A 26,463-nucleotide genomic window follows, 5' to 3' on the forward strand; every position below is an offset into this window, starting at 1 on the left:
TTGCTTTGAAGGGGGTCGAATCAGTCGCCGTCGGCTTCCACGAAATCGAGCAGACGATAGGCGGCGGCGGCGGCCGTGGTCCGGCCCTCGGCGACGGACCGACTCGTCGGCTCAAGCTCGCGACGGACGTTGGCGTTCTCGCGGAACCTCTGGCGGAGGCCCTGGTCGATCAGGCTCCACATCCAGTCGACCGATTGTCGGCGGCGTTTCTCGGTGAAGTCGCCGGACTTCGTCAGGGTTCGGCGCAACCGCTCGATCTCGTCCCAGAACTTGTCGATCCCCTGACTCTTCGCCGCGCTGAGGGCGACGACGACGGGCTTCCAGTTGGGCGACGGATGCCGCAGCAGCGAGAGTGCACCGGCGAGTTGCCGGCGGGCCAACTCAGCAGCGTCGGGATCGATATCCGCCTTGTTGACGACGATGACGTCGGCGATCTCGACGATCCCTTTCTTGATCGCCTGAAGGTCATCGCCCGCGTTTGGAAGCTGGACGAGCACGAAGGCGTCGACCATGCCGGCGACCGTCGTCTCGGACTGGCCGACGCCGACGGTCTCGATCAGGATGACGTCAAAGCCGGCGGCCTCGCAGATCAGCATGGCCTCGCGCGTCTTGTCGGCCACGCCGCCGAGCGACCCGCGTGACGGCGAGGGCCGGATGAATGCGTCGGGGCTGACCGACAGGTGCTCCATCCGGGTCTTGTCCCCCAGGATCGAGCCGCCCGAGATGCTGCTGGAGGGATCGACCGCGAGGACGGCCACGCGACGCCCGCGCCTGATCAACGCCAGCCCGAGGGCCTCAATGAACGTCGATTTCCCCGCCCCCGGCGACCCGCTGATGCCCAGCCGGATCGAATTCCCCGTGTGGGGCAGCAGGGCGTCGAGAACGCCCGCGGCGCGTCGACGGTGATCGGAGCGAGTGGACTCGATCAGCGTGATCGCCTTGGCCAGCGCCCGAGGTTGACGCTTCAGGACGCCGTCCACGAGAGCCTGGTCGGCCGAGTCGAGGGTCACTCGGCTCTCAGAAGTCGTTGCTGCTTCTAGATCGCTCGACATGAGTTCTCAATCGATCGTGCGGATGCGGACCGGCTCATGCAGCCGCCCAGAACATCATATCCGAATCGCCTGCCACCGAGAGGCGCGGCCGACCCGCATCCCCCATGAAAGGAGCGTGCGGATCGACCTCGTCCGATGCCCCGAGCTTACGCAGGAATGCGGCTCTTGCGAATGGCTTCGAGGATCTTCTTGGCGCAGTCCGGGATGGGGGTTCCAGGACCGAAGATGCCCACGGCGCCGGCCTGGTAGAGGAAGTCGTAATCCTGGACGGGGATGACGCCCCCGACGAAGACGCAGATGTCATCCGCCCCCTGGTCTTTCAGAGCCTTGACCAACTCGGGGACGAGCGTTTTGTGGCCGGCGGCCAGGGTGGAGACGCCGACGGCGTGGCAGTCGTTCTCGATCGCCTGCCGGGCGGCTTCCTCGGGCGTCTGGAAGAGCGGGCCGATGTCGATGTCGAAGCCCAGGTCGGCGAGCGCTGTGGCCACGACCTTGGCGCCGCGGTCATGACCGTCCTGGCCCAGTTTGGCGATCATCACGCGGGGACGGCGGCCTTCTTCCTCGGCGAACTTGTCCACTTCGGCCTTCAACTCGTCCCACTCCAGGTTCTTGCCGAACGCCATCCCGTAGACTCCCGAGATCACCTGGTTCTTGGCCCGGAAGCGACCCCACATCTTCTCGAGTGCGTCGGAGACCTCGCCGATGGTGGCTCGAAGGCGGACCGCCTTGACCGTCGCCTCAAGCAGGTTGCCTTCGCCCTTGTGAGCGACCTCGGAAAGCTCGTCGAGCGCCTTCTTGACGGCCGCCGAATCGCGGTTGGCGCGGACCGCTTTGAGGCGGGCGATCTGGGAATCGCGGACGGCCGTGTTGTCGATCTCGCGAATCTCGACCGGGTCTTCTTTCGGGAGACGGTACTTGTTCACGCCGACGATGACGTCGAGGCCGGAGTCGATCCGCGCCTGCTTCTCCGCGGCGCACTCCTCGATCTTCATCTTGGCCCAGCCGGACTCGACCGCCTTGGTCATGCCGCCGAGCTTCTCGACCTCTTCGATGATCTCCCACGCCTTGTCGGCGATCTCCTGCGTGAGCTTCTCCATCATGTAGGAGCCGGCCCAGGGATCGACGACGGAACAGATGTGCGACTCTTCCTGGATGATGATCTGCGTGTTGCGGGCGATCCGGGCCGAGAAGTCGGTCGGCAGCGCGATGGCCTCGTCGAACGAGTTCGTGTGCAACGACTGCGTCCCGCCGAAGACCGCCGCCATCGCCTCGATCGCCGTTCGCACGACGTTGTTGTAAGGGTCTTGCTCGGTAAGCGACCAGCCCGAGGTCTGGCAGTGCGTCCGCAGCATCATCGACTTGGGCTTCTTGGGGTTGAAGCCCTTCATGATCTTCCACCAGAGCAGTCGTGCGGCGCGGAGCTTGGCGACCTCCAGGTAGAAGTTCATCCCGATCGCGAAGAAGAAGCTAAGCCGGCCGGCGAACTCGTCGACGTCCAGCCCCTTCGCCAGCGCCGTCTTGACGTACTCCTTGCCGTCGCCGAGCGTCAGGCCGAGCTCCAGCGCCTGAGTCGCGCCGGCCTCCTGCATGTGGTAGCCCGAGATCGAGATCGAATTGAACTTGGGCATGTGATGAGCCGTGTACTCGATGATGTCGGCGACGATCCGCATCGAGGGCTCAGGGGGATAGATGTAAGTGTTGCGGACCATGAACTCCTTGAGGATGTCGTTCTGGATGGTCCCAGAGAGCTTGTCGAGCGTGACGCCCTGCTCTTCCGCGGCGACGATGTAGCCGGCGAGGATCGGCAGAACCGCCCCGTTCATCGTCATGGAGACCGAGACCTTGTCGAGGGGGATCCCGTCGAACAGGATCTTCATGTCCTCGACCGAGTCGATGGCCACGCCGGCCTTGCCCACGTCCCCCTGGACGCGGGGATGGTCGGAGTCGTAACCGCGGTGAGTCGCCAGGTCGAAGGCCACGGAGATCCCCTGGCCGCCGCCGGCGAGGGTCCGCTTGTAGAAGGCGTTCGACTCCTCGGCCGTGGAGAAGCCGGCGTACTGGCGGATGGTCCAGGGGCGGACGGCGTACATCGTCGCCTGAGGGCCGCGGACGAACGGCTCGAAGCCGGGAAGCGTGTCGTCGTACTGAAGCCCGTCAAGATCCTTCGCCGTGTAGAGGGGCTTGACGTCGATGCCCTCGGGAGTCTTCCAGTCCAGATTCTCCACCTTGTTCTCAGGGGCGAACTTGGCGGCGGCCTTGGTCCAGCCGCTCAGGTCGGAGGAATTCGGCAGCGACTCGCTCATCTGCGGACCTCTCATCCCTTTCCGAACGATAGGGGACCGCCGCGGCGTGGGAGGTTGGGCCTGAGGTCGTCGGGGCGGATCGGCCTGCCGACGGACCGGGCCGGAATCGTCGCCTGGTCCCGGAAAGCGTGCGAGCCGCCCGTCGGAAAAAGGGGCGGCGTCGGCCCAGGCCGCGAACGGGCCGGGCTCCCGGGGCCGCCGGTCGGCGATCATCCCGGGCCTTCTCAACGTGTGCCAGCATAACCGACCGTCGGCGGTCGAGCCAGCGTGAGAACCACCCGTCGCGAGTTTCACGTTTTTCACGAATTTCGAACACGACGGCCACATCGTCGCGGCCCACGCCGCGTCTCAAATCAAAACATCCTGTTCCGTCGAAGGCGACCATCCCTTGACACGCCCTGGGAATCTGACACGATTGAGGGGGGCGCAGTCGCCTCTCGGGCGAAGGCTTCGCCCCCCCGCCGGCCATGCCCGGCACGGGGTTCCGTCAAAACAACCTCCGCGGCATCAACGGGAGTTCCGCCATGATTATTAAAGGAAAGTCGGCCATCATCACCGGGGCCGGCAGCGGCATCGGCCAGGCCGTGGCGCTGGAACTCGCCGATCGCGGGATCGCGGCCGTCGGCCTCGTCGACACCAGCGAGAGCGTCCTGAACGTTGCTCGGACGATCAACGATCGTATGGAAAAGCCCGTCGCCGAGGCGCTCATCGGTGATGTAACCGACCCAGCTTTCCGCTCCAAGGCTTTCGATCTCATCACCAGCAAGTACGGCGCGCCGAGCATCTGCATCCCGGCCGCCGGCGTCGGCCACGACCAGCCCGCCGTCAAGGTCGACGCGAAGTCGGGGAAAGCCGCGACCTTCCCTCTCGACAAGTTCCGCGAAGTCTGCGAGGTCAACCTCATCGCCGCGGCCGCCTGGGCGATGGAGACGATCGCCCGGATCGCCGAGGATCGCCAGAAGAAGGGAAAGACGACCTGGAACCCTGACGAGGGAATCCAGGGGACGATCATCTTCCTGGGCGCGGTCACTCCGCACGGCAACTCGGGACAGATCGCCTACGCCGCCTCGAAGTCGGGGCTGGAAGGGGTGGCCTCCACCCTCTCCAAGGAAGCGATCAACTACGGCGTCCGCTGCGCGGTCATCCACCCCGGATACACCGATACGCCGATGACCCGCGCCCTGGGCGACGAGTACATCGAGAAGAACATTCTGCCGCACACGCAGCTCCGCCGCCTGATCGCCCCGTCGGAAATCGCCGACGCGATCTACTTCCTGATCTGCAACTCGGCCGTCAGCGGTCAGCTCTGGGCCGACGCGGGCTGGCATCCCCACGCCTGACGCCCTTGGCCTGCACCGGAACCGCCCCATGAGCCGCCACCGCGTTCACGTCAACCCGGACCACAACCTCGCGCTCGACCTGGTCCGGACCACCGAGGCCGCCGCCCTTGCGGCGGCTCGATGGGTCGGCCGCGGCGACAAGAACGCCGCCGACGGCGCGGCCGTCGACGCCATGCGGCTGCTGTTCAACTCCATCCAGTTCGACGGCGTGGTCGTCATCGGCGAGGGGGAGAAGGACGAGGCCCCCATGCTGTTCAACGGCGAACATCTGGGGACCGGAGACGGTCCTCAGGTGGACGTCGCCGTCGACCCGATCGACGGCACGAAGCTCGTCGCCGGGGGGATGGCCAACGCTGTCGCCGTCGTCGCCGTCTCCGAGCGCGGGACGATGTTCGACCCCGGCCCCTGCTTCTACATGGAGAAGCTGGCTGCCGGTCGCGAGGCCGCCGACGCCATCGACGTCGCCGCACCGATCGAGGACAACGTTCGGAAGGTCGCCGCCGCGAAGGGGATGGACGTCGAGGACCTGACCGTCGCCATCCAGGATCGCGAGCGCCACCACGACGCGATGGCGCGCGTCCGCGCGCTGGGCGCTCGCGTCAACCTCTTCACCGACGGCGACGTGGCCGCAGCCATTGCCGCGGCCACGCGCGGCACGGGGATCGATCTGCTCTACACCATCGGCGGCACTCCCGAAGGCGTCATCACCGCCGCCGCCTTGAAGTGCCTCGGCGGCGCGATCCAGGGGCGGCTCCGGCCTCGAAGCGACGCCGAGCGCAAGGCCGTGCTCGACGCCGGCTACGACCTGGAGCGGATCCTGACGACTGAAGACCTCGTTCGAGGCCAGGACGTCTTCTTCGCGGCCACAGGCATCACCGACGGCTCACTCCTGCGAGGCGTCCGCTACAGCCAGGAGGGCGCCTCTACTGAGTCGGTCGTGATGCGTTCCCGATCCGGCACGATCCGCACCATCAAGGCCGAGCATCGCTGGGAATTCCTGGAAGCCAGCGAGACGGCCGACGCCGACCGTCGCCGCGACCGCCCCGCGCACCCCCTGCCCCCCAATCTCCGTCAGGGCGATCCGGCCTGACGACCTCGGTTCATTTCGCACCCGGCGAATCCTGGTCGTACGGATCGGCGAACCTGGCCGATTCCGGTGGTTCGATCGACATGATCGGGCCGGATGGATCCCAGCGCGGACCTGGGACAGCAGCCGTCCGGGCTGCTCGGAGTGCGGCGGCGGCGAGAGCAACGATCAAGACCGTCGCCATCAATGAACGCAAGTTCGTCCAGAGGCCGAGTCCGCGCTTGTCCATGACTCGCTGCTTCCTCACGTCGCGATTATGTGGTGAACGCCGCGGCCAGTTCCTCGGGAACGACGCGCGGCTTGCGTGTCTCCGGGTCGACCGTCACCAGCGTCACACTGGCGTCAATGGCGACCGTGCCGTCCGCCTTGCGGATCTCCTGGTGGAACGTGAAGCTCGTCCGTCCCAGGCGCTCGGGACGCGTAACGATGGTGAGCACTTCCCCCTGGCGGCATTCGCTGCGATAGTTGACATTCACGTTGACCGTGACGGTCGTCGCCCCCATCGCTTTGAGTCGGTCGTATTGCAGGTCGTTGCGGTCGTACCACTCTTCACGTCCCCATTCGAGGTACTCGACGAACTTCGCGTTGTTCACATGCGCGTTGACGTCGATCTCCGTCGGTCGGACCACAATGTCGAGCGTGACCTCCTTCATCATCGATTCCTCCAACTCCCGTGAATGTCGTCTCACCGCCGGTCGGCGTGGCCGACTGCGCGTTTCATACAGTCCATACTGGAATTTCGATACAAAATCACAATAAAGACGCTTCTCCGCATTGGCAGTCGGTTCGAGGTGATCTATGATGGAGTCCTGGCGTCCGGACTCTCCATCAATCTCCGGCCGCCGCCCTTCCCACTCAAGCCCGCAGAGTGCGGCCCCGGATCATACCGGCCTTCCCGCCCTCCCGCACTTGACGAATCTTCCGCCCTTCACGTCGGGCCGGACGCGCCCGACAGCGAGGCGGATTTCTGCAGAGGAGTTCGCGAAGATGTCACGCACGGTTGAGGTCACGGAGCTCGTCCTCCGCGACGCCCACCAGAGCTTGCTGGCCACGCGCATGACGATGGAGGACATGGTCCCCGCATGCGAGGATATCGACAAGGCCGGCTTTTGGAGCGTCGAGTGCTGGGGCGGCGCCACGTACGACTCGTGCATTCGATTCCTGAACGAAGACCCGTGGGAGCGGCTGCGGACGTTCCGCAAGCTCCTGCCGAACTCGCGGCTCCAGATGCTGCTGCGGGGCCAGAACCTTCTTGGCTATCGCCACTACGAAGACTCGGTCGTCGACCGGTTCGTCGACAAGTCGGCCGAGAACGGCATGGACGTCTTCCGCGTCTTCGACGCGCTCAACGACCCGCGCAATCTGAAGCGGGCGATGGACGCCGTGAAGCGCACCGGCAAGTGGGCCGAGGGGACGATCTGCTACACGACGTCGCCGCTGCACACGGTTGAAAAGTTCGTCGACCTGGCCCAGCGGCTGAAGGAAATGGGCGCGTCGTCGATCTGCCTCAAAGACATGGCGGCCCTGCTGCGGCCGCAGCCGGCGTTTGACATCGTCCGGGGCATTAAGGAGAAGTGCGGCGAGGACACACTCGTCCACGTCCACGTCCATTCGACGACCGGCGTGACCATGGTCAGCCTGATGAAGGCCATCGAGGCCGGCGCGGACATCGTCGACACGGCCATCTCGTCGCTCTCGCTCGGCCCCGGGCACAACCCGACCGAGGCCCTCGTCGAGATGCTGGCCGGCACCGGCTACGAAACGAAGCTCGACAAGGACCGACTGCTCAAGATCAAGGAGCACTTCGCCAAGGTCCGCCCCCGCTACGCGGAGTTCGAGTCCAAGATCTACGGCGTCGAGACCGAGATCTTCGACAGCCAGATCCCCGGCGGCATGATCTCCAACATGGAGAGCCAACTCCGCCAGCAAGGGGCCGGCGACCGACTCAAGGAAGTGCTGGCCGAGGTCCCCAAGGTCCGCAAGGCGGCCGGCTATCCGCCGCTGGTGACGCCGTCGAGCCAGATCGTCGGCACACAGGCGGTTTTTAATGTATTGATGGGTGAATACAAGGCGCTCACCGGCGAGTTCGCCGACCTGATGCTGGGCTACTACGGCGAGACGATCGCGGAACGCGACCCGGCGGTCGTTGCGGCGGCCGAGAAGCACGCCAAGAAGTCCCCGATCACGAACCGGCCCGCCGACCTGCTCAAGCCCGAGTGGGAGACCCTCGACAAGGCCGCCAAGGCGCTGCCGGGGAACGACGGCACTCCCGAAGACACGCTGACGTACGCGATGTTCCCCCAGGTCGCCCCCAAGTTCTTCGCCAAGCGAGCCGAGGGTCCCAAGGACCCATGCAAGAGCCCGGCAGCCGCAGCCGCCAAGCCGGCGGCCGGCCCCGGCGCCGACGGCCATGCGTCGATCACAGGCCCGGTCACCTATGACGTCCACATCGGCGAAAAGACACACAAGGTGACCGTCCAACCGGCCTGACCCGAGAAAGAGAGACCCGATCATGAGTACGGCGCCGAAGTCGATGGAGCAGCTCGTCGACGAGCTGCGAGCCGCTCGGGCCCACCTTGCCGAAGGTGGCGGCCCGGCGCGGCTGGAAAAACAGAAGAAAGACGGCAAGCTCACCGCCCGCGAGCGCGTCAAGTCGCTGGTGGACGACGGTAGCTTCGAGGAGATCGGCCTGTTCGCCCGCCACCGCCAGACTGAGTTCGGCATGGCCGGCAAGGAAGTCCCGGCCGACGGCGTGGTCACCGGCGCGGCGTCGATCGACGGCCGGCTGGTCCACCTCGCCAGCCAGGACTTCAGCGTCCTCGGAGGCTCGGCCGGCGAGGTCCACTCGCTGAAGGTCGCCGAGGTGATGGAGATGTCGCTGCACACCGGCAGCCCGTTCGTCTTCATCAACGACTCGGGCGGCGCCCGAGTGCAGGAAGGGATCAACAGCCTCTCCGGCTACGGCAAGGTGTTCTTCACGAACGTCTCGCTGTCCGGGGCGGTGCCGCAGATCTCCCTGATCTGCGGGCCTTGCGCCGGCGGCGCGGCTTACTCGCCCGCCCTGACCGACTTCATCATCATGACCCGCAAGGCCCAGATGTTCATCACGGGGCCGCAGGTCATCAAGCAGGTGACCGGCGAGCAGATCACGGGCGACGCCCTCGGCGGGGCCGACGCCCACATGGCCAACTCCGGCGTCGTCCACTTCGTCGCCGAGAACGATGAGGAAGCCCTCTACCTCTGCCGCCGACTGCTCAGCTTCCTCCCTTCCAACAACCTGGAAGACCCGCCTCGCATCGAGGCCCAGAACAACGTCGACCCGAACCCTGAACTCAACAAGATCGTCCCGGTCGAACCCAAGCAGGCCTACGACGTCCGCCGGGTGATCACGGCGATCGTCGACCAGGGGGACTTCCTGGAGGTTCAGGACGGCTATGCGATGAACCTCGTCGTCGGCTTCGCCCGGATCCTGGGCCGGCCGGTGGGGATCGTAGCCAACCAGCCGCAGGTGATGTCGGGAGCGCTCGACATCAACGCCTCGGACAAGGGGGCGCGGTTCATCCGGTTCTGCAACGCGTTCAACATTCCGTTGATCACGTTCGTGGACGTCCCGGGGTTCCTGCCGGGCGTTCAGCAGGAATACGGCGGGATCATCCGCCACGGGGCCAAGATGCTCTTCGCCTACTCGGCGACGACGGTCCCCAAGATCCAGGTCATCCTCCGGAAGTCGTTCGGCGGCGCCCACCTGGCGATGTGCTCAAAGGACCTGGGGGCCGACCGCGTCTTCGCCTGGCCGACGGCCGAGGTCGCCGTGATGGGCGCCGAGGGAGCCGTCGAGATCGTCTTCCGCAAGGAGATGGATCAGGCCCCCGACAAGGCCGCCAAGCGGGCCGAGCTGATCCAGCAGTACAAGGACGCCTTCTCGACGCCGTACGTCGCCGCCGGCCGCCGGCTGGTCGACGACATCATCGAGCCGGCCGACACGCGCAAGCATCTCGCACAGGCGCTCGAGTATCTCAGCACCAAGCGCGAGCAGCGACCGCCCAAGAAGCACGGCCTGATCCCCCTCTAAACCGCCGGAGCGAGGCCCACGATGAGTAAGGAAAAGCCCGCCCTGGCCGACGTCGTCGAACTCCTGGAGTCGCTCCGGGCCGACGTCGCCCGCCTCGGGGAACGGGTCGCAACGCTGGAAGCCGCCCAGGCCCGCCCCGCGGCGGCTCCAGCGCCAGTCGCCGTCTCCCTGAGCGACGAAACGCTCATGATCATCTCCGCGGCCATCGCCGCGTTCCTCGGCAAGAAAGCCCACATCCGCCAGATTCAGTTGCTCGGCTCCGACGCCTGGGCCCAGCAAGGCCGGGTCGCCATCCAGGCGTCGCACGCCCTGAGCACGGCGAGGAGCCAGCCTTGAAACTCAAGATCACCGTGGACGGCAAACTGTATGAGGTGGACGTCGAGGTCTCGGAGCCGGAGCGGGCCAAGCCCGGCTTCGTCGCGCCGATCGGCCAGGTCCGCGTCCCAGCCGCCCCCGTCGCACCAACGGCGTCGCCGTCGGCCGCCGTCGAGAAGGTCGCCGATGAATCCAAGGTCTGCCGCAGCCCGTTCGCCGGGACCGTCTCCCGCGTCGAGGCCCAGGTCGGCCAGAAAATCGAACCGAACGGGGTCCTCGTCGTCATCGAAGCGATGAAGATGGAAACCTCGATCACCGCCCCCGCCGCCGGCAAGATCGCCAAGATCAACGTCGCCGCCGGCGACGCCGTGAAGCAGGGGCAGGTTCTCGTCGAATTTGAATGACCCTCCGTCGCGACGCGCCCCCGGCGCGTCGCGACGGCTTTCCGCGCAAGCGAAAAATAAGAAGGAGACAGACATGGCCGCCGCCGACGTCAAGGCCGTCAACCACATCGGCATCGCCGTCCGGTCGATCGAGGCCCAGAAGGAATACTACACCGAGGTGCTCGGCGCTCTCTTCGAGGGAGAGGAAGTCGTCGCCGACCAAAAGGTGAAGGTCGGCTTCTTCCGCGTCGGCCCGGTTCGCTTTGAACTTCTCGAGCCGACCGATCCGACCAGCACGGTCGCGACGTTCATCGAGAAAAAGGGCGAAGGACTGCACCACGTCGCGCTTGAGGTCGACGACATCAACGCCCGGATCGCCGACGTCAAGGCGAAGGGGCTGCGGATGATTGACGAGAAGGCTCGGCCGGGCTCGCATCACCTGCAAATCGCCTTCGTCCACCCCAAGAGCACCTTCGGGGTTCTGACCGAGCTTTGCGAAGTCTCGAAGGACGCTCACTGATCGTGTTAAACGGCCGCGACGCCGCGGCCTTCTCGCCCGAGCGGTTTCGCTCGCATAGAATGGGATGGAAATATGGCGCGGAGGAGGCACCCGGCCTTCCCCGCGCCCGCTTCGGTTTCCGGACCTAGGCCGCGCCACTGCGGCCGACCGGTCCCCTCCTTGTGCTACAGGAAACTGACATGAGCGCGGTCGCGACGAGTCCCGCCGCCGGGCGGAGACCGGCCCCCCGCAATCGAGTCCAGAGGTTTCTGACCTCCTCGATCGGGCTGAAGCTGGTCATGGCCTTTTCCGGCGTCTTGCTCTCCTTGTTCGTGCTGGGCCATATGCTCGGCAACCTCCAGGCCTATCAGGGCGCGGAGGCGCTTGACGACTACGGCCGGCTGCTTCGCAAGGAACCCGCGCTGCTGTGGACAGTCCGATTCGGACTGCTGGGCACGATTGCACTGCACATCTACGCCTACATCGCGCTCTTGAAGCGGAACGGCGCGGCTCGCCCCAAGGGCTACCGGATGCGCAAATGGCGGGAGTCCAGCTACGCCTCGCGGTCGATGAAGATCACCGGTCCGCTGCTGCTGGCCTTCATCATCTTCCACATCCTCCACCTGACGACCGGCACGGTCCACCCGCACTTTGAGGAAGGGAAGGTCTATCACAACGTGGTGACGGGCCTGACAGGCGTCTACGGCCTGATTTACGTCCTGGCCATGGCGATGCTGGCGTTCCACCTCTGGCACGGCGTCTGGAGCATGATGCTGACGCTGGGCCTGCCCGAAGGCCGCTACGGCTCGGTCGGGCGAGCCGCCGCCACCATCTTCACCGCGCTGGTGACGGTGGGTTTCGCGACCGTCCCCCTGGCCGTGATGGCCGGCCTTCTCAAGTGATCGGAGCCTTCCGTGGAACTGAAATCGAACGTCCCTCCCGGCCCGCTCGCCGAAAAGTGGACCCAGCATAAGTTCGACATGAAGCTGGTGAACCCGGCGAACAAGCGGAAGTACTCCGTGATCGTCGTCGGTTCGGGACTGGCAGGCGGCTCCGCCGCGGCGTCGCTCGCCGAGCTGGGGTACAACGTCTCCTGTTTCTGCTACCAGGACAGCCCTCGCCGGGCCCACTCGATCGCCGCCCAGGGCGGCATCAACGCCGCCAAGAACTACCAGAACGACGGCGACAGCGTCCATCGCCTCTTCTACGACACCATCAAGGGGGGCGACTTCCGCGCCCGCGAGGCCAACGTCCACCGGCTGGCCGAGGTGTCGATCAACATCATCGACCAGTGCGTGGCCCAGGGCGTCCCGTTCGCCCGCGAGTACAGCGGCCTGCTGGCCAACCGCTCGTTCGGCGGCGCCCAGGTCTCCCGCACCTTCTACGCCCGCGGCCAGACCGGCCAGCAGTTGCTTCTCGGCGCCTACCAGGCGCTGGAGCGGCAGGTCGGCCTCGGGACGGTCAAGATGCACACGCGGCACGAGATGCAGCAGCTCGTCGTCGTCGACGGCAAGGCTCGTGGCATCGTCGTTCGCAACCTGGAAACCGGCGAGTTGGAGTCGCACGTCGCCGACGCCGTCATCCTGGCGACCGGCGGTTACGGCACGGTGTTCTACCTTGCCACCTACGCCAAGGGTTCTAACTGCACGGCCATCTGGCGGGCTTACAAGAAGGGGGCCGCCCTCGCCAACCCCTGCTACACTCAGATCCACCCGACCTGCATCCCCGTCACGGGCGATCATCAGAGCAAGCTGACGCTGATGTCGGAGTCGCTCCGCAACGACGGCCGCATCTGGGTCCCCAAGAAGCAGGGCGACCACCGTTCGCCCGACCAGATCCCCGAGGGCGAACGCGACTACTACCTCGAGCGGAAGTACCCCGCGTTCGGCAACCTCTCGCCGCGTGACATCGCATCGCGGGCGGCCAAGGAGGTTTGCGACGAGGGCCGGGGCGTCGGCAAGACCGGCCTCGGCGTGTACCTCGACTTCGCCGACGCGACCAAGCGCCTGGGCGTCGACACGGTCCGCGAACGCTACGGCAACTTGTTCGACATGTACGAGCGGATCACCGACGAGAACCCGTACAAGGTGCCGATGCGGATCTACCCCGCTTCCCACTACACGATGGGCGGGCTCTGGGTCGACTACAACCTGATGAGCACCGTCGAAGGGCTCTTCGTGCTCGGCGAGGCCAACTTCTCCGACCACGGCGCCAACCGCCTCGGCGCCAGCGCCCTGATGCAGGGGCTGGCTGACGGCTACTTCGTCATCCCTTACACGCTGGGGAACTACTTCGGCACCGTCCGCTCCTTCGACAAGGTCGGGCTCGACCACCCCGAGTTCAAGAAGGCCGAGGCCGAGGTCAACGAGCGCTCGAAGCGCCTCCTGAACATCAAGGGGGACAAGACGCCCGACGACTTCCACCGCGAGCTCGGCAAGATCATGTGGAATTACTGCGGCATGGGCCGCACAGAGGAAGGCCTCAAGAAAGCCCTCGCCGAGCTGCCCGTCCTGCGCCGGGAGTTCTGGAACGGCGTCCGCGTCCTGGGGACGAACGACGAGTTGAACCAGTCGCTGGAGAAGGCCAGCCGCGTCGCCGACCTGATCGAACTCGGCGAGCTGCTTTGCCTCGACGCCCTGGAACGTCGGGAATCCTGCGGGGCCCACTTCCGCGAGGAATACCAGACCCCCGACCACGAAGCCCAGCGCGACGACGAGCACTTCTGCCACGTCGCGGCGTGGGAGTACACCGGCGACGACTCGACGCCGGTCCGCCACGTCGAACCGCTGACGTTCGAGAACGTCCACCTCCAGACCCGCAGTTACAAGTGACGGAGCGCCGGTCCGTGGCGACCTCCATTCCCACAGGCGCATTATCCGAGAGGATCCGTAATGGCCGGACAAGGTGAAGAGAAGCTCCTGAACCTGACCCTGCACGTCTGGAGACAGAAGAATCGGTCGGCTGAAGGCGAGTTCGTAACCTACCGCGAGGAAGCCCGCGGCATCAGCACTGACATGTCGTTCCTGGAGATGCTCGACGTCGTCAACGAACGGCTCATCAAGTCGGGCAAGGAGCCGATCGCCTTCGACCACGACTGTCGCGAGGGGATCTGCGGCCAGTGCGGCGTGGTCATCAACGGCAGCCCCCACGGGCCCCGCCGCGCGACGACGTCGTGCCAGCTCCACATGCGGAGCTTCCAGGACGGCGCCGAGCTGACCATCGAGCCCTGGCGGGCGGCGGCCTTCCCCGTGGTCAAGGACCTCGTGGTCGACCGCGGCGCATTCGACCGGATCATCGCGTCCGGAGGGTTCATCTCCGTCCGCACCGGCAACGCCCCCGAGGCCAACGGCCTCCCCGTGCCGAAGCAGGATTCCGACCTGGCCATGGACGCCGCCGCCTGCATCGGCTGCGGCGCCTGCGTGGCCGCCTGCCCGAACGCCTCGGCCATGCTGTTCGTCGCCGCCAAGGCGGAGCATCTCAACCTGCTCCCCCAGGGCGCTCCGGAGAAGGACAACCGAGTCCTGGCGATGGTCGACCAGGCCGACGCCGAGGGCTTCGGCAACTGCACCAACCACGGCGAATGCGAGGCCGTCTGTCCCAAGGAGATCAGCATGGGCTTCATCGCCCGGCTGAACGGGGACTACCGCCGCGCCAGCCTGAAGCGTCCCCGAGCCGCCGCTCCCGCCGGCGGCGCCGGCTGAGTTAATACCGCCTTCCATCGCCCCCTCGGCCCTCGCGCCGAGGGGCCTTCATTCCCCTCCGCTCCTCGCCTTCCTCAAGAACACCGGAGGTCCGTCATGCGACCGGCTCCGCGTCTCATCTTCCCCATCGGCCTGGTCTTCATTCTCGTCCCAGCCACATTCGGGCAGTCCTCGCCCGGCGACCCTCTCAAGGGCTGGAGCGCCTTCTGGTCCCGCACGCAGGGCGCGGGGTCGGCCGTCGCCGATCCGGGCGTCCGTCGCGACGAGCGCCCCTCGATCCGCGTCGAGCACAAGGGGGACCGCGACTGGAGCCTCGGCCGCGAGAGGTCGGAGGATGTCGTCCCCGGCGCGATCTACAACCTCTCGGCCTGGATCAAGACCGACGGCAAGTCGCGGGCCGTCCTCTCGGCCGTCATCCGCGATGCCAAGGGCGACACGATCGACTGGTCGTATGGCGCGGTCACGGCGACCTCCGACGACTGGAAGCACATCGAGACCCGGTTCATGATCCCCCCCGGGGCTAAGACGATGCAGCCCCGAATCACCGGAGACGGCCCCGCGACCGTCTGGATCGCCGTGTTCTCGGCCGACCGCAGCCCCGAGTCGATCACGATCGCTCCCACGCCGACCGGCCGCAAGCTGACGTTGGCGAACGATCAGATCCGCCTCGAAGTCGATCCGGCCGCCGCGACGTTTCGCCTCCACGACGCCCGCAACGGACGCGAGTGGTCGCAGAGCGCTCCGAAGTCGCCCCTACTCGTCGTCGGCAGCGAATCGACGCCCGATCACATCCGGCTCGACCTCGTCGACCCCCGGACGATCCTCAGGCTGCACGCGACGTTCACGCTTGACCCCGCACGCCCCGAGATTCTCGTCGAATTGACCGGCGAGGGCCCGCTCGCCGGCTCGCTGGCCTATCCCTACGCCTTCGCGACGACCGCCGGCGAGACGCTGATCATGCCGGTCAACGAGGGGATGAGCTACCCCGTCGACGACCCCAGACTGCCGCCGATGCACTACATCCTCTACGGCGGCCACGGCCTCTGCATGGGATGGTGGGGCGTCGTCGACGGCCCCAAGGGCATGATGGCGATCGTCGAGACGCCCGACGACGCCTCGATCCGCGTCCCTCGCGTCGACGGCCGTCTCCAACTCGCTCCGAATTGGGATCCGCACAAGGGGACGTTCGGGCCGGCCCGGAAGATCCGCTACATTCCGGTCGCCGAGGGCGGCTACGTTGCCATGGCCAAGCGCTATCGCGAGCACGCGAAGGCGATCGGCCTCTTCAAGACCCTGGCTGAAAAGCGAGCGGTGAACCCGAACATCGACAAGCTCGTGGGTGCGGTCAACGTCTGGTGCTGGGACGGCAAACCGGCTCCCATCGTCCGCGAGTTGAAGGCCGCCGGCATCGACCGCATCCTCTGGTCCAACGCCTCGTCGCCTGAGCAGCTCGCCGAGATGAACGCGATGGGTGTCCTGACCAGCCGATACGACATCTACCAGGATGTGATGGACCCCGCCGTCTTCCCCAGGCTTCGCTCCATCCATCGCGATTGGCCCACGAAGGCCTGGCCGGCCGACCTGATGATCGACTCCCACGGCGACTGGATCAAAGGCTGGGAGGTCGAGACCAAGGACGGCGCGAGGGTCCCCTGCGGAGTCACCTGCGACCGCCAGGCCCCGGCCTACGCCGTCGAGCGGATCGGCGAGGAGTTGAAGACGCATCCATACCAGTCGCGATTCATCGACACGACGACGGCCTCCCCCTGGCGCGAGTGCTACTCGCCCAACCACCCCGTCGACCGCTCGGAGAGCCGCAAGTTCAAGATGGACCTCCTCGACGTCGTCCACGGCCGATACAAGCTCGTCACAGGCTGCGAAACCGGCCACGACGCCTCGGTCCCGTTCGTCGATTACTTTGAAGGCATGATGAGCCTGGGCCCGTACCGCGTCCGCGACGCCGGCCGGCGCATGCAGCAGATCGTCGAAGAAGTGCCGCCCCAGATCGAGAAGTTCCAGGTCGGGTCGTTCTATCGCCTGCCGCTCTGGGAGTTGGTCTACCACGACTGCGTCGTCGCCCAGTGGTACTGGGGAGACTATAACAACAAGCTCCCCGCCGTCTGGGATCGTCGCGACCTCATCAACGCCCTCTACGGCACGCCGCCGATGTTCATGTTCACCGCCGACTCCTGGCGCAAGAACCGCGACCGCTTCATCAAGAGCTATCAGACGGCCGCCCGCGTCGCCCGCGACACGGGCTACAGCGAGATGCTCTCCCACGAATGGCTCACCCCCGACCACAACGTCCAGCGCACGACGTTCGCCAATGGAGAGACCGTCGTGGTGAACTTCGGCTCGAAGCCGTATCAGGCTCCCAACGGCGAAACCATCGCGCCCCTCGGCCTCAGCATCCGACCCGGGACGGCGACTCCCTGACCCACGTCGACTTGCATCGGCGGCCCCGTTGAACAATAATCCAACGTGGCCGCCGGGCGATCGAACGCGCCGGCGCCGACGAACCAGGGAGATCGGCATGACGGAGGTCCGGACGACGATCGCCGCGGTCTTGCTGGCCGGCTGCTGCGGGGCTTCGGCCCTCGCGACCGAGCCGCCGACGTTCGAGAAGGACGTCCGGCCGATCTTCAAGACGTATTGCCTGGATTGCCACGGCGGCGACTCCACCAAGGGGAAGCTCGACCTCCGCCTCCGTCGCTTCGCCGAGAAGGGGGGGACGAGCGGCCCGGCCCTGAACCCGGGGAACGTCGACGACAGCTATCTCCTGGCCCGGATCCAGGACGGCGAAATGCCGCCGGGAGAGAAGAAAGTTCCCGCCGAGCAGGTCGCCCTCATCGAGCGCTGGATCGCCGCCGGCGCCCCGACGGCTCGCCCCGAGCCGGAAACCCTCCCCCCCGGCCTGCCGATCACCGAGGAAGACCGCGCCCACTGGGCCTACCAGCCGATGCGAAAGCCCACGCCGCCGGTCGTGGAAGGGGCTCACGTCCGGACGCCGATCGATGCATTCGTCGCCTCCCGCCTGCGAGAGAAAGGCCTGGGCCTCTCCCCCGACGCCGACCGTCGCACGCTGATCCGTCGCGCGACCTTCGACCTGACCGGCCTGTCTCCGACCTGGGAGGAAACCCAGGCGTTTGTGGACGACTCGCGGGAAGACGCCTACGAGCGGCTGATCGACCGCCTTCTCGCCAGCCCTCAGTACGGCGAACGATGGGGGAGACACTGGCTGGACGTCGCCGGCTACTCCGATTCCGACGGCGACGGCTCCACCGACACAGCGCGGCCCTATGCCTACAAGTACCGCGATTACGTGGTCCGCGCGTTCAACGCCGACAAGCCGCTGGACCGCTTCATCGTCGAGCAACTCGCGGGCGACGAGTTGGTCGATCGAAAGGACGGGATCTCGCCCGATGAGGCTGAGACGCTGGCGGCGACGGGCTTCCTGCGGATGGTCGTCGACGGAACGGCGTCCGGGGGCGGCGACCTGCCCCTCGCCTCGAACCAGATGGTGGCGGACGCCATCAAGGTCGTCGGCTCGTCCCTGTACGGCCTGACGGTCGGCTGCGCCCAGTGCCACGACCACCGCTACGACCCGATCTCTCAGGAAGACTACTACCGCCTCCGCGCCGTGTTCGAGCCGGCCTTCGATCCGTCCCATTGGCGAAGGCCCGGCCAGCGCCTCATCTCCCTTTACACCGACGCCGACCGCGCCAAGGCCGCCGCCGTCGAGGCCGAGGCCGCCCCCCTCCAGAAGGCCGTCTCCGAGAAGCGGGAGCGGTTCATCGCCGAGGCGATTGAGATCGAGTTGAAGAAGCACCCGGAGCCCGAGCAATCGAAGCTCCGCGAGGCCCGGGCTGAGGCGGCCGACAAGCGGACTCCGGAGCAGAAACAACTGCTGGCCGACAACCCCAGCCTGAACATCACCTCGGGCGTCCTCTACCAGTACAACGCCAAGGCCGCCGAGGAACTCAAGAAGGACGATCAGGCCGTCGCCGCGAAGCGTGCGGAGAAGCCGACCGAGGATTTCGTCGCGGTGCTCGACGAGGCTCCCGGCATCCGCCCCGAGACGAAGATCTTCCACCGAGGCGACCATCGCCAGCCAACCCGGGCCGTCGCGCCCGGCGACCTTACGATCACGTCGCCCGAAGGCGGGCGATTCGAGGTCGCCGACGCCGATCCCAAGGCCGGTTCCAGCGGCCGCCGCCTGGCCTTCGCGAAGCGACTGACCGAAGGCCGCCACCCGCTGGTCGCCCGAGCCCTGGCGAACCGAATCTGGATGCACCACTTCGGCCGGGGGATCGTCGAGACCCCCAGCGATTTCGGCGCCCTCGGCGGTCGGCCCTCGAATCCGGAACTGCTCGACTGGCTGGCCTCCGAGTTGGTCGATTCGGGCTGGAGCCTCAAACAATTCCACCGCCTGATCATGACCTCCACGGTCTACCGCCAGTCGTCGCTCCGCGACTCTCAGCGCGACCGCATCGACGGCGACGGAGCGCTCCTAAGTCGGTACCCTGTCCGACGGATCGACGCCGAGTCACTGCGAGACGCGGTGCTCCAGGTCGCCGGCCGGCTGGATCGAATGCCGTTCGGGCCGTCGGTCGAGGTGGTTGAAGACGCTCTGGGGCTGGTCGGCCCTGTCGGGGATACGCCTCGGCGGAGCGTCTACATCCAGGTCCGCCGTTCGCGGCCGGTGTCGTTCCTCACCGCGTTCGACGCCCCCGTCATGGCCGTCAACTGCGAACGTCGAGTGGAGGCCACGTCGGCTCCGCAGGCCCTCATGCTGATGAACGGGTCGTTCCTGCTCAAGCACGCGGAGGCCCTGGCCGGGAGGTTGATCGCGGGCGCCCCGGGAGACGATGAGGCGGCCGTCGACCGCCGGATCGTCGAGGCCTGGCGAACGACCTACCTTCGCTCTCCCTCCCCCGAGGAGACGGCCGCCGCACGCGAGTATCTCGCCGCCCAGAAGGCCGTTCTCGACAAGGATCCCGCCGCCAAGGACCGCGACCGGACCGCCCTGGCCGGTCTCTGTCAGCAACTCCTCAACTCCAACGAGTTCCTGTATGTCGATTGACCCGCGATACTCGACCCGGCGCTCGTTTCTGGCGAACACGGCCTTCGGCGTCGGCGCCGTGGCCCTCGCACAGCTTTTGAGCGAGGAGAACCTGCTGGCCGGCCCGAGCAAGGCCCTCCCCGAAAATCATCCCCTGAGCCTGGAGCCCCGGCCTCCCCTGTTCGCGCCCCGGGCGAACGCGATGATCTCGCTGTTCATGCACGGCGGTCCGTCGCACGTCGACCTCTTCGACCCCAAGCCGGAACTCTCACGCCAGCACGGCGTCGATTACCAGGGCGAGGTCGGTTTCAGCTTCGTCAACCGGGCGAGCAAGAAACTCTTCGGCAGCCCCTGGAAGTTCGCCAAGCATGGGGAGTGCGGAACCGACGTCTCGGAGCTGCTCCCCGAAATCGCGACCTGCGTCGACGACCTCTGCGTCATCCGCTCCATGCATACCGGCCACAACGGCCATGAGGTCTCGATCCGCTTCTTCCACGGCGGGATCGCGGCCCAGACAGGACGGCCGACCCTCGGGAGTTGGTTGGTTTACGGCCTTGGGAGCGAGTCGCGCGAGCTGCCGGCCTACATGGTCCTCTCGGATCCGGGCGGCCCACCCGTCGACGGCCCCCACAACTGGTCGAGCGGCTACATGCCGCCGCTCTACCAGGGGACCGTCCTCCGCCCCGAGGAGCCTCGGATCCTCAACCTCGATCCGCCGCCGAAGCTCAAGGGCACCCTCCAGGAGCAGGGTCTGGCGTTCCTCGACCGCCTGAATCGCAGCCATCTGGAACGCCATCCCGGCGAGGCCGAGTTGGAGTCGCGAATCCACAGCTTCGAGCTTGCCGCCCGAATGCAGACGGCCGCCAAAGAAGCGCTCGACGTTTCGCAGGAGCCCCGTTACATCCAGGAGATGTACGGGCTCGACGACGACGCCACCCGCGACTATGGCACACGCTGCCTGATCGCCCGCCGGCTGGTCGAACGCGGAGTGCGGTTCGTCCAGATCTTCCTGGGCGGCCAGCCGTGGGACAACCACAGCAGCCTCAAGACGGGCCTGCCCAACATCTGCCGGCGGACCGACAAGCCCTCGGCCGCATTGGTCAAGGACCTGAAGCAGCGCGGGCTGCTGGATACGACGCTCGTCCACTGGGGGGGCGAGATCGGCCGCCTGCCGGTCGTCGAGGGCTCGCTGGAAGCCAAGGACGCCGGCCGCGACCACAACGGCCAGGGCTTCACGATCTGGATGGCCGGCGGCGGGATCAAGCCGGGGATGACCTTCGGCGCGACCGACGAGGTCGGCCACCGCGCCGTCGAGAACGTCGTCACCCCCAACGACTTCCAGGCCACCGTCCTCCACCTGTTCGGCCTCGATCACACTCGCCTGGCGTACCAGTCGAGCGGCCGCGCTCAGCGGCTCGTCGAGAGCGACAAGGCCCGGATCGTGAAGGAAATCCTCCGCAACGCTTGAATCCACGAAGGAATCGTTAAACATGCTTCGAAGGCTCGCAGCCCTCGCGATCGCCATTCTGATCCCCTGCTCCGCCTTCGCGGACGCCCCGGCATTGAAGGCTGGGGTCTTCTCGGTGGACGCATCGCCGCCGGTCGGCAGTCCACTGACCTATGACCCAACCCAAGGGACGGCCCATCCGCTGAGTTGCAAGGGCGTCGTCCTGATCGGCGCGGGCGAGCCCGTCGTCCTCTGCGCGCTGGACTGGATCGGCGTGGCCAACGACGGCCAGCGCGAGTTCCGCCAGGCCCTGGCGAAGGCCGCCGGCACGACGCCCGACCGCGTGGAGATCCACACGCTCCACCAGCACGACGCCCCCATCTGCGACTTCTCCGCTGACGCGATCCTCGCCGAGCAAGGGATCAATCGCGACTACTTCGACGCCCCCCTGGCCCGCGACATGATCGCCCGCACCGCAGCGGCCGTCCAGAAGGCCGGCGCCGACGCCCGCCCCATCACCCAGATCGGCCTCGGCGAGGGCGTCGTCGAGAAGGTTGCGTCCAACCGCCGGGTTTTGGACGCCGCCGGCAAGAAGGTGGAGCACGTCCGCTATTCGGCGACCAAGGACCCCAAGGTCCGCGACAAGCCCGAGGGCCTGATCGATCCGAAGCTGAAGATGATCAGCCTCTGGGAAGGCGACAAGCCGGTGGCCGTGTTGACGTTCTACGCCACGCATCCCCAGAGCTATTACCGGACGGGACTGGCCAACCCGGACTTCCCGGGCATCGCCCGTGACCAGCGCCAGGAGAAGACGGGCGTCTTCCACGTTCACTTCAACGGAGCCGGCGGCAACATCACGGCGGGCAAGTACAACGACGGCGCTCACGAGAATCGCCAGATCCTCGCCGACCGCGTCGCGGCCGGAATGGACCGGGCCTGGAACTCGACCGTCAAGTCGACGGTGACCGCCGGCGATCTCGGCTGGAAGACGCTTCAGGTCAAGCTCCCCGTCGACCCTGAGCTCGACGAGACGAAGCTCATCGAAATCGTCGCCGACAAGTCCAAGACGGGCCGCGAACGGTGGAAGGCCGCCTGCGAGCTGGCCTGGGTCCGTCGCTGCAAGGCCGGTGAAACGGTCGACGCCTCGTGCTTGAAGCTCGGCGATTCGAGGACGCTCTTCATGCCCGGCGAGTTGTTCATCGAGTACCAGCTCGCCGCCCAGAAGCAGCGTCCCGACCTCTTCGTCGCCATGGCCGCCTACGGCGACTACGGCCCCGGCTACATCGGCGTGGAAAACGCCTACCCCCAGGGGGGCTATGAGACGAGCCACCACGTCTCGCTGGTCGCTCCTGGGGTTGAGGCGGTTTTGATGCAGGCGATCAAGACGCTGCTGAGCGATTGACCGCCGCGACGCCCAACGGTGATTCATCGTAATTGTCGAACAGGTCGGCGACGTCGTTATAAACGGCGATCGCGCCGGCCAGTTCCTCAGCCTCCCAGCCGCCCGATCGGACGGCGATCACCGCCACCCCGGCTCGTGCCGCGGCCTGGACGTCGTAAGGCGTATCACCAAGCATGACGACTCGATCCGCCGGCAGGCCGAGCTTCTCCACCGCCGCGACGACGATGTCCGGGTCGGGCTTGGAGTTCTCGGCGTCGTCGGAGGAGGTCTGCGCCTCGATCAGATCGGCGATTCGGGCGATCTTGAGGAGCGCTTTCAACTCATCGGTCTTGGCTGAACTGGCGACGCCGATTCTAAGCCCGTCCTCCTTCATGCGCTGGATGAGATCGCGGGCGGCGGGGAAACCGTGAAGCGTTGGGACGAGTTGTTCGAGGAAGAAATCGGCGCGATCTTCATTGATCGCCATGGCCGTTGGATCGTCTTCCTTCAAGCCGACGAGTTCCATGACCATCTTGTCCCCGCCTTTGCCGATTCGCTCGCGAATCTCGGGGAAGGTAACCTTGTAGCCGTGGGCGTCGAACGCGCGCAGCCAGGCCTCGGCGTGGGCGTCGTTACTGTCGATCAGGGTTCCGTCGACGTCGAAAAGGACGCCTTCGAAGGGCAGCATGACATCGACTCCTGAACAAGAAATCAGAACAGATCCCTTGTCAGGAAAGCCAAAGCAAATGCCGCGCCCGTTCAACGCCCCCCGGCCAGAAGACTCACGACTTCCATTGGCTCGGTGACGATCACCGCGGCACCGTGGGCCTTCAACTCCTCGACGCTACGGAACCCCCAGGCTGCGCCGACGGCCAGCATCCCCGCGCGGACGGCCGTCGTCATGTCGACGGAGGTATCCCCCAGGTAGAGCACGTCGGCCGCGTCGACGCCCATGAGTTCCGCCGCCTCGAAAGCTCCGGCAGGGTCGGGCTTTCGGGGAACGCCCTCGCGCTGTCCAAGCACGGCGGCGAACGACCAGGAAGCGAGAAACCGCTCCACGCATTTGCGCGTGAACACATCCGGCTTGTTCGACAGGACGGCGATCGGGATGGAATGCGCCGTCAGGGCGTCGAGGAGTTCGGCGATCCCCGGATAAGGCCGGCTGGCGACGTCCCAGCCGGCGTCGTAGATCCGGGCGAAGGCCGCAACGCATCGCGAAACGACCTCGGGGTCGTTCGCGGCGGCGGCCGGCAGGGCCCGCTGAAAGAGGACGGCCACGCCGTCGCCGATGAACTGGCGGTAGGCCGAGATGGGCTGTTCGGGAAAGCCCCCCTCCTGGAGCGCCTGGTTGGCGGAGCGACCGATGTCGTCCAGGGTGTCCAGGAGGGTCCCGTCGAGGTCGAAGAGGACGGCGCGAGGAGGCATGGCGGCCGGGTGATCCGTGGGTGGGTGGGAGTCGATCGGGCCCGGCCGCGCGACTCACGCGAACTGGGGCACCTTCAGGGTCTCGCCGTCCTTGAGGGCGGATTGGTGGGCGATCGCGCCGGGGACGGTCATGTTGAGCGCGGCGGCGATGTCGACCATCGGCTTCCGCTTCTCCAGGATGGCCGTGATGAACTCGTCGGTCAAGTAACCGTGCGAGCCGCCGTGGCCGCCGGGATTCATCTGGGGCGGCAGCGCGGGCCGCGCAAGATCCGGCAGCTTCTGCTCTTCGCCATGGTAGTTCATCCCCACCATGAAGCCCCGCTGGCCGTAGACGCGGCCTGTCTCGCTTCCCGGGACGTACGTATCCCACGAGACGCCGATCCGCGCCATGCCCCCTTCGCTCGTCCGGAAGAGGCCGATCTCAGTGCCGAAGGGATTGTCGTACTTGTTGCTCTGGAACTTCTTCATGATGCTGGGCATCGCCTTGCACGTCACGTCGACAAGGCTCCCGCCCGACACGACGACGTAGTAAGCCGAGGCGTGCGTCGGATACCACTGCGGCGGCAGGCCGACACGCCACTCGCGGTACGAGGGAATCTGCTCGACGCTGTGGTGGTAGTATTCGCCCTCGGTGTAGACCAGCTTGCCGAAGCCGCCGGCCCGATAGACCTGGCGCATGGCGTAGCAGTCCTCGTGGAAGGCCGAGGTCTCAAACATCATGTACGTCCGGCCGCTCGTCTTCACCGCGTCGTACAGTTCGTGGGCCTCGTCCACCGAGCCGAACACCGCCGGCACCGCCGACGCAACGTGCTTGCCATGCTTCAGGGCCTCGATGGCGTGCTTTGCGTGGCTGGGGGCGTCGGTCGCGATGAAGACGGCCTCGATCGTGTCGTCCTTCACCAACTCCTCAAGCGAGGGGTACGTCTTCTCGCAACGGCAGACCTTCGCCAGCTCGGCGCAACGGTCGGGGAAGAGGTCGCTGACGGCCGCCACGGTCACGTTGGGGTGATCCTGGAACCCGAACGCCGCGCCGAACTTGCAGACCCCGTAGCCGATGATCCCCACCCGGATCTTCCGATCCGACACCGGCCTCCACACCTTGGACGAACGGGCCGACGTTTTGACCCCTTCCGCCCCCAGGATCTCCGCCCCCGGCGACTGCTGACCTCTGGCCGAACCAGCCGCCAGAAGCGCCAACGATCCGGCTCCAACCGACTCCAGAAAACCACGACGCGACGACATCTCAGGCTCCTTTCCCGGGAGAGGACTGCTTCAGACCGCCTGATGGTAAAACAAGAATTCAACCTACGCCAGGCGGGTCCTAAGCAACCTTGCGGATCAGGCGAGCGGGCGCGAGAAGAAGAGGGCGTGCGTGCTGTCGTTGTAGGGATCGGTCTCCTCGAAACCGAAGGACCGATAAAGCTCCACGGCTCGGGCCATCTCGGGGGTCGAGTCGAGGACCATGCGGCGATGGCCGAGGCGCGTCGCGTGCTGGACGATCGCCGCGATGAGGAGCTTCCCCAGGCCGATCGATCGGTAGTCCGGGGCGACGTAGAGCCGCTTCATCTCGCAGACGCCGTCGCCGAGGTCGCGAACGGCCACGCAGCCGGCGGAAAGGCCCGCGACGGTCGCTAGCAGCAGGCCGCCCGAGGGACCGGCGTAGCGACCGGGGAGATTGGCCAACTCCTCGTCGAAGCGCTGGATGCGTAGGTTGTCGGCGATCGTCGGGGCGAACTCCTCGGCGTAGTCCTGGAGCAATCGGCGGACGGCTTCCAGATCGCCTGGTTCGGTGGCTTCCCGGATCTCCACCTGGTCGCGATGCTCAGCGCTCATCGGCCGTCGCCTCCGATGGTTCGAGGCCCGGGAGACCGTCGATGCTCGCGACGTTCTTCTGGCGACGGTAGGCTTCCAGGCCGTCCTCGCCCTTCTTGACGGCGAAGTCGATGAGCTGGGTGCGCTCGCCCTGGTAGTCGTAGAGCGGTATGGAGAAGCCGCAGGAATCGGCGATCCGCTCCACCTCCAGCACGATCACGGCGCGAGCGCCGGGGGTGTCGGGGAAGCGAGGAGAGAGCGTCGCCCACTCGTCGTCGCGAGGCTCGACGACTCGTCCTCGGCCCTGGAGCCGGAGGATTAGGGGACGGCCCTCGAAGGCGCAGAACATGATGGTCATCCGACCGTTCTCGCGGAGGTGGGCGATCGTCTCCACGCCGCTGCCGGTCAGGTCCAGATAGCCGACCGTCTTCGGCCCCAGGACTCGAAACGTGTCGTGTCCCTTGGGTGAGACGTTGAGCCGACCGTCCGGGTTGTTGGGCGCGGTCCCCACGAAGAACATGCGCTGGTCGGCGATGAACCGGGCCAGCTTCTCGTCAATCTCCTCGTAAACCTTGCCCATCGTG

At 66.5% G+C, this 26,463-nt stretch carries 23 protein-coding genes; 14 read left to right on the forward strand and 9 right to left on the reverse strand.

Annotation, left to right across the window (positions count from 1 at the left end; all coding sequences use genetic code 11):
• Positions 1-20: 20 nt before the first annotated feature.
• Together meaB and scpA are read right to left on the reverse strand one after the other, a co-directional pair.
• Positions 21-1,052 carry a methylmalonyl Co-A mutase-associated GTPase MeaB gene (meaB, locus tag G5C50_RS15690; RefSeq protein WP_165070922.1) on the reverse strand — a complete coding sequence of 344 codons (1,032 nt, stop codon included), beginning with the start codon at positions 1,050-1,052 and terminating at the stop codon, positions 21-23.
• 146 nt (positions 1,053-1,198) lie between these two features.
• The gene (scpA, locus tag G5C50_RS15695; RefSeq protein WP_165070923.1) at positions 1,199-3,355 is read right to left on the reverse strand and encodes a methylmalonyl-CoA mutase; all 2,157 of its coding nucleotides are present in this window, start codon (positions 3,353-3,355) and stop codon (positions 1,199-1,201) included.
• 524 nt (positions 3,356-3,879) lie between these two features.
• Between scpA and G5C50_RS15700 the strand changes: the two genes are divergently transcribed.
• Both G5C50_RS15700 and glpX read left to right on the forward strand, forming a co-directional pair.
• On the forward strand, positions 3,880-4,695 hold the full coding sequence (locus G5C50_RS15700) for an SDR family NAD(P)-dependent oxidoreductase (protein WP_165070924.1): 816 nt from the start codon (positions 3,880-3,882) through the stop codon (positions 4,693-4,695).
• A gap of 28 nt (positions 4,696-4,723) precedes the next feature.
• On the forward strand, positions 4,724-5,785 hold the full coding sequence (glpX, locus tag G5C50_RS15705) for a class II fructose-bisphosphatase (RefSeq protein WP_165070925.1): 1,062 nt from the start codon (positions 4,724-4,726) through the stop codon (positions 5,783-5,785).
• Between the two features lie 10 nt (positions 5,786-5,795).
• Here the strand turns inward: glpX and G5C50_RS15710 are convergent, their stop codons facing one another.
• A complete protein-coding gene (locus G5C50_RS15710) occupies positions 5,796-6,011 on the reverse strand; it encodes a hypothetical protein (protein ID WP_165070926.1) in 216 nt (71 codons plus the stop codon).
• Between the two features lie 25 nt (positions 6,012-6,036).
• Positions 6,037-6,438: an acyl-CoA thioesterase gene (locus tag G5C50_RS15715; protein ID WP_165070927.1), complete on the reverse strand. Its 402-nt coding sequence runs from the start codon at positions 6,436-6,438 to the stop codon at positions 6,037-6,039.
• 331 nt (positions 6,439-6,769) lie between these two features.
• Between G5C50_RS15715 and G5C50_RS15720 the strand changes: the two genes are divergently transcribed.
• The 12 genes from G5C50_RS15720 to G5C50_RS15775 all read left to right on the forward strand — a co-directional run bounded on the left by G5C50_RS15720 (position 6,770) and on the right by G5C50_RS15775 (position 22,663).
• A complete protein-coding gene (locus G5C50_RS15720; RefSeq protein WP_165070928.1) occupies positions 6,770-8,272 on the forward strand; it encodes a methylmalonyl-CoA carboxytransferase subunit 5S in 1,503 nt (500 codons plus the stop codon).
• A 22-nt stretch (positions 8,273-8,294) separates the two neighbouring features.
• Positions 8,295-9,854, forward strand: coding sequence for an acyl-CoA carboxylase subunit beta (locus G5C50_RS15725; RefSeq protein ID WP_165070929.1), 1,560 nt, complete (start codon positions 8,295-8,297; stop codon positions 9,852-9,854).
• Between the two features lie 21 nt (positions 9,855-9,875).
• Positions 9,876-10,190: a hypothetical protein gene (locus G5C50_RS15730; protein WP_165070930.1), complete on the forward strand. Its 315-nt coding sequence runs from the start codon at positions 9,876-9,878 to the stop codon at positions 10,188-10,190.
• Entirely contained in the window at positions 10,187-10,573 is a 387-nt protein-coding gene (locus G5C50_RS15735; protein WP_165070932.1) for a biotin/lipoyl-containing protein, read from the forward strand. The genes G5C50_RS15730 and G5C50_RS15735 overlap by 4 nt, the downstream gene beginning before the upstream one ends.
• 73 nt (positions 10,574-10,646) lie before the next feature.
• Positions 10,647-11,072, forward strand: a complete 426-nt coding sequence (mce, locus tag G5C50_RS15740) for a methylmalonyl-CoA epimerase (RefSeq protein WP_165070934.1) — start codon at positions 10,647-10,649, stop codon at positions 11,070-11,072.
• A 179-nt stretch (positions 11,073-11,251) separates the two neighbouring features.
• The gene (locus tag G5C50_RS15745; RefSeq protein WP_165070936.1) at positions 11,252-11,953 is read left to right on the forward strand and encodes a succinate dehydrogenase cytochrome b subunit; all 702 of its coding nucleotides are present in this window, start codon (positions 11,252-11,254) and stop codon (positions 11,951-11,953) included.
• Between the two features lie 12 nt (positions 11,954-11,965).
• The gene (locus tag G5C50_RS15750) at positions 11,966-13,882 is read left to right on the forward strand and encodes a fumarate reductase/succinate dehydrogenase flavoprotein subunit (RefSeq protein ID WP_165070937.1); all 1,917 of its coding nucleotides are present in this window, start codon (positions 11,966-11,968) and stop codon (positions 13,880-13,882) included.
• An 87-nt stretch (positions 13,883-13,969) separates the two neighbouring features.
• Positions 13,970-14,752: a succinate dehydrogenase/fumarate reductase iron-sulfur subunit gene (locus G5C50_RS15755; protein WP_165071132.1), complete on the forward strand. Its 783-nt coding sequence runs from the start codon at positions 13,970-13,972 to the stop codon at positions 14,750-14,752.
• A gap of 96 nt (positions 14,753-14,848) precedes the next feature.
• Positions 14,849-17,188 (forward strand): glycoside hydrolase, encoded by a 2,340-nt coding sequence (locus G5C50_RS15760; RefSeq protein ID WP_165070939.1) that lies wholly within the window; start codon positions 14,849-14,851, stop codon positions 17,186-17,188.
• Between the two features lie 97 nt (positions 17,189-17,285).
• On the forward strand, positions 17,286-19,835 hold the full coding sequence (locus G5C50_RS15765) for a DUF1553 domain-containing protein (RefSeq protein WP_165070941.1): 2,550 nt from the start codon (positions 17,286-17,288) through the stop codon (positions 19,833-19,835).
• A complete protein-coding gene (locus G5C50_RS15770; RefSeq protein ID WP_165070943.1) occupies positions 19,825-21,282 on the forward strand; it encodes a DUF1501 domain-containing protein in 1,458 nt (485 codons plus the stop codon). Before G5C50_RS15765 ends, G5C50_RS15770 begins: the two co-directional genes overlap by 11 nt.
• Before the next feature lie 22 nt (positions 21,283-21,304).
• Entirely contained in the window at positions 21,305-22,663 is a 1,359-nt protein-coding gene (locus G5C50_RS15775; RefSeq protein WP_165070944.1) for a hypothetical protein, read from the forward strand.
• Here the strand turns inward: G5C50_RS15775 and G5C50_RS15780 are convergent.
• From G5C50_RS15780 to G5C50_RS15800, 5 genes are all read right to left on the reverse strand, one after another.
• Positions 22,641-23,330 (reverse strand): HAD family hydrolase, encoded by a 690-nt coding sequence (locus tag G5C50_RS15780; RefSeq protein ID WP_206107724.1) that lies wholly within the window; start codon positions 23,328-23,330, stop codon positions 22,641-22,643. The genes G5C50_RS15775 and G5C50_RS15780 overlap by 23 nt on opposite strands.
• 71 nt (positions 23,331-23,401) lie before the next feature.
• Entirely contained in the window at positions 23,402-24,067 is a 666-nt protein-coding gene (locus G5C50_RS15785; protein WP_165070946.1) for an HAD family hydrolase, read from the reverse strand.
• A gap of 54 nt (positions 24,068-24,121) precedes the next feature.
• A complete protein-coding gene (locus G5C50_RS15790) occupies positions 24,122-25,309 on the reverse strand; it encodes a Gfo/Idh/MocA family protein (RefSeq protein WP_165070948.1) in 1,188 nt (395 codons plus the stop codon).
• A gap of 96 nt (positions 25,310-25,405) precedes the next feature.
• Positions 25,406-25,900, reverse strand: a complete 495-nt coding sequence (locus G5C50_RS15795; protein WP_165070950.1) for a GNAT family N-acetyltransferase — start codon at positions 25,898-25,900, stop codon at positions 25,406-25,408.
• Positions 25,890-26,459: a pyridoxamine 5'-phosphate oxidase family protein gene (locus G5C50_RS15800; RefSeq protein ID WP_165070952.1), complete on the reverse strand. Its 570-nt coding sequence runs from the start codon at positions 26,457-26,459 to the stop codon at positions 25,890-25,892. Before G5C50_RS15800 ends, G5C50_RS15795 begins: the two co-directional genes overlap by 11 nt.
• Positions 26,460-26,463: the final 4 nt, after the last annotated feature.

Source organism: Paludisphaera rhizosphaerae, from assembly GCF_011065895.1.
Taxonomy (GTDB): Bacteria; Planctomycetota; Planctomycetia; order Isosphaerales; family Isosphaeraceae; genus Paludisphaera; species Paludisphaera rhizosphaerae.

What these genes read in the sequence shown, in the direction of transcription:
- meaB (WP_165070922.1), bottom strand. Translation starts at nt 1,052, where the DNA reads ATGTCGAGCGATCTAGAAGCAGCAACGACTTCTGAGAGCCGAGTGACC.
- scpA (WP_165070923.1), bottom strand. Translation starts at nt 3,355, where the DNA reads ATGAGCGAGTCGCTGCCGAATTCCTCCGACCTGAGCGGCTGGACCAAG.
- G5C50_RS15700 (WP_165070924.1), top strand. Translation starts at nt 3,880, where the DNA reads ATGATTATTAAAGGAAAGTCGGCCATCATCACCGGGGCCGGCAGCGGC.
- glpX (WP_165070925.1), top strand. Translation starts at nt 4,724, where the DNA reads ATGAGCCGCCACCGCGTTCACGTCAACCCGGACCACAACCTCGCGCTC.
- G5C50_RS15710 (WP_165070926.1), bottom strand. Translation starts at nt 6,011, where the DNA reads ATGGACAAGCGCGGACTCGGCCTCTGGACGAACTTGCGTTCATTGATG.
- G5C50_RS15715 (WP_165070927.1), bottom strand. Translation starts at nt 6,438, where the DNA reads ATGATGAAGGAGGTCACGCTCGACATTGTGGTCCGACCGACGGAGATC.
- G5C50_RS15720 (WP_165070928.1), top strand. Translation starts at nt 6,770, where the DNA reads ATGTCACGCACGGTTGAGGTCACGGAGCTCGTCCTCCGCGACGCCCAC.
- G5C50_RS15725 (WP_165070929.1), top strand. Translation starts at nt 8,295, where the DNA reads ATGAGTACGGCGCCGAAGTCGATGGAGCAGCTCGTCGACGAGCTGCGA.
- G5C50_RS15730 (WP_165070930.1), top strand. Translation starts at nt 9,876, where the DNA reads ATGAGTAAGGAAAAGCCCGCCCTGGCCGACGTCGTCGAACTCCTGGAG.
- mce (WP_165070934.1), top strand. Translation starts at nt 10,647, where the DNA reads ATGGCCGCCGCCGACGTCAAGGCCGTCAACCACATCGGCATCGCCGTC.
- G5C50_RS15745 (WP_165070936.1), top strand. Translation starts at nt 11,252, where the DNA reads ATGAGCGCGGTCGCGACGAGTCCCGCCGCCGGGCGGAGACCGGCCCCC.
- G5C50_RS15760 (WP_165070939.1), top strand. Translation starts at nt 14,849, where the DNA reads ATGCGACCGGCTCCGCGTCTCATCTTCCCCATCGGCCTGGTCTTCATT.
- G5C50_RS15765 (WP_165070941.1), top strand. Translation starts at nt 17,286, where the DNA reads ATGACGGAGGTCCGGACGACGATCGCCGCGGTCTTGCTGGCCGGCTGC.
- G5C50_RS15770 (WP_165070943.1), top strand. Translation starts at nt 19,825, where the DNA reads ATGTCGATTGACCCGCGATACTCGACCCGGCGCTCGTTTCTGGCGAAC.
- G5C50_RS15775 (WP_165070944.1), top strand. Translation starts at nt 21,305, where the DNA reads ATGCTTCGAAGGCTCGCAGCCCTCGCGATCGCCATTCTGATCCCCTGC.
- G5C50_RS15780 (WP_206107724.1), bottom strand. Translation starts at nt 23,330, where the DNA reads ATGCTGCCCTTCGAAGGCGTCCTTTTCGACGTCGACGGAACCCTGATC.
- G5C50_RS15785 (WP_165070946.1), bottom strand. Translation starts at nt 24,067, where the DNA reads ATGCCTCCTCGCGCCGTCCTCTTCGACCTCGACGGGACCCTCCTGGAC.
- G5C50_RS15790 (WP_165070948.1), bottom strand. Translation starts at nt 25,309, where the DNA reads ATGTCGTCGCGTCGTGGTTTTCTGGAGTCGGTTGGAGCCGGATCGTTG.
- G5C50_RS15795 (WP_165070950.1), bottom strand. Translation starts at nt 25,900, where the DNA reads ATGAGCGCTGAGCATCGCGACCAGGTGGAGATCCGGGAAGCCACCGAA.
- G5C50_RS15800 (WP_165070952.1), bottom strand. Translation starts at nt 26,459, where the DNA reads ATGGGCAAGGTTTACGAGGAGATTGACGAGAAGCTGGCCCGGTTCATC.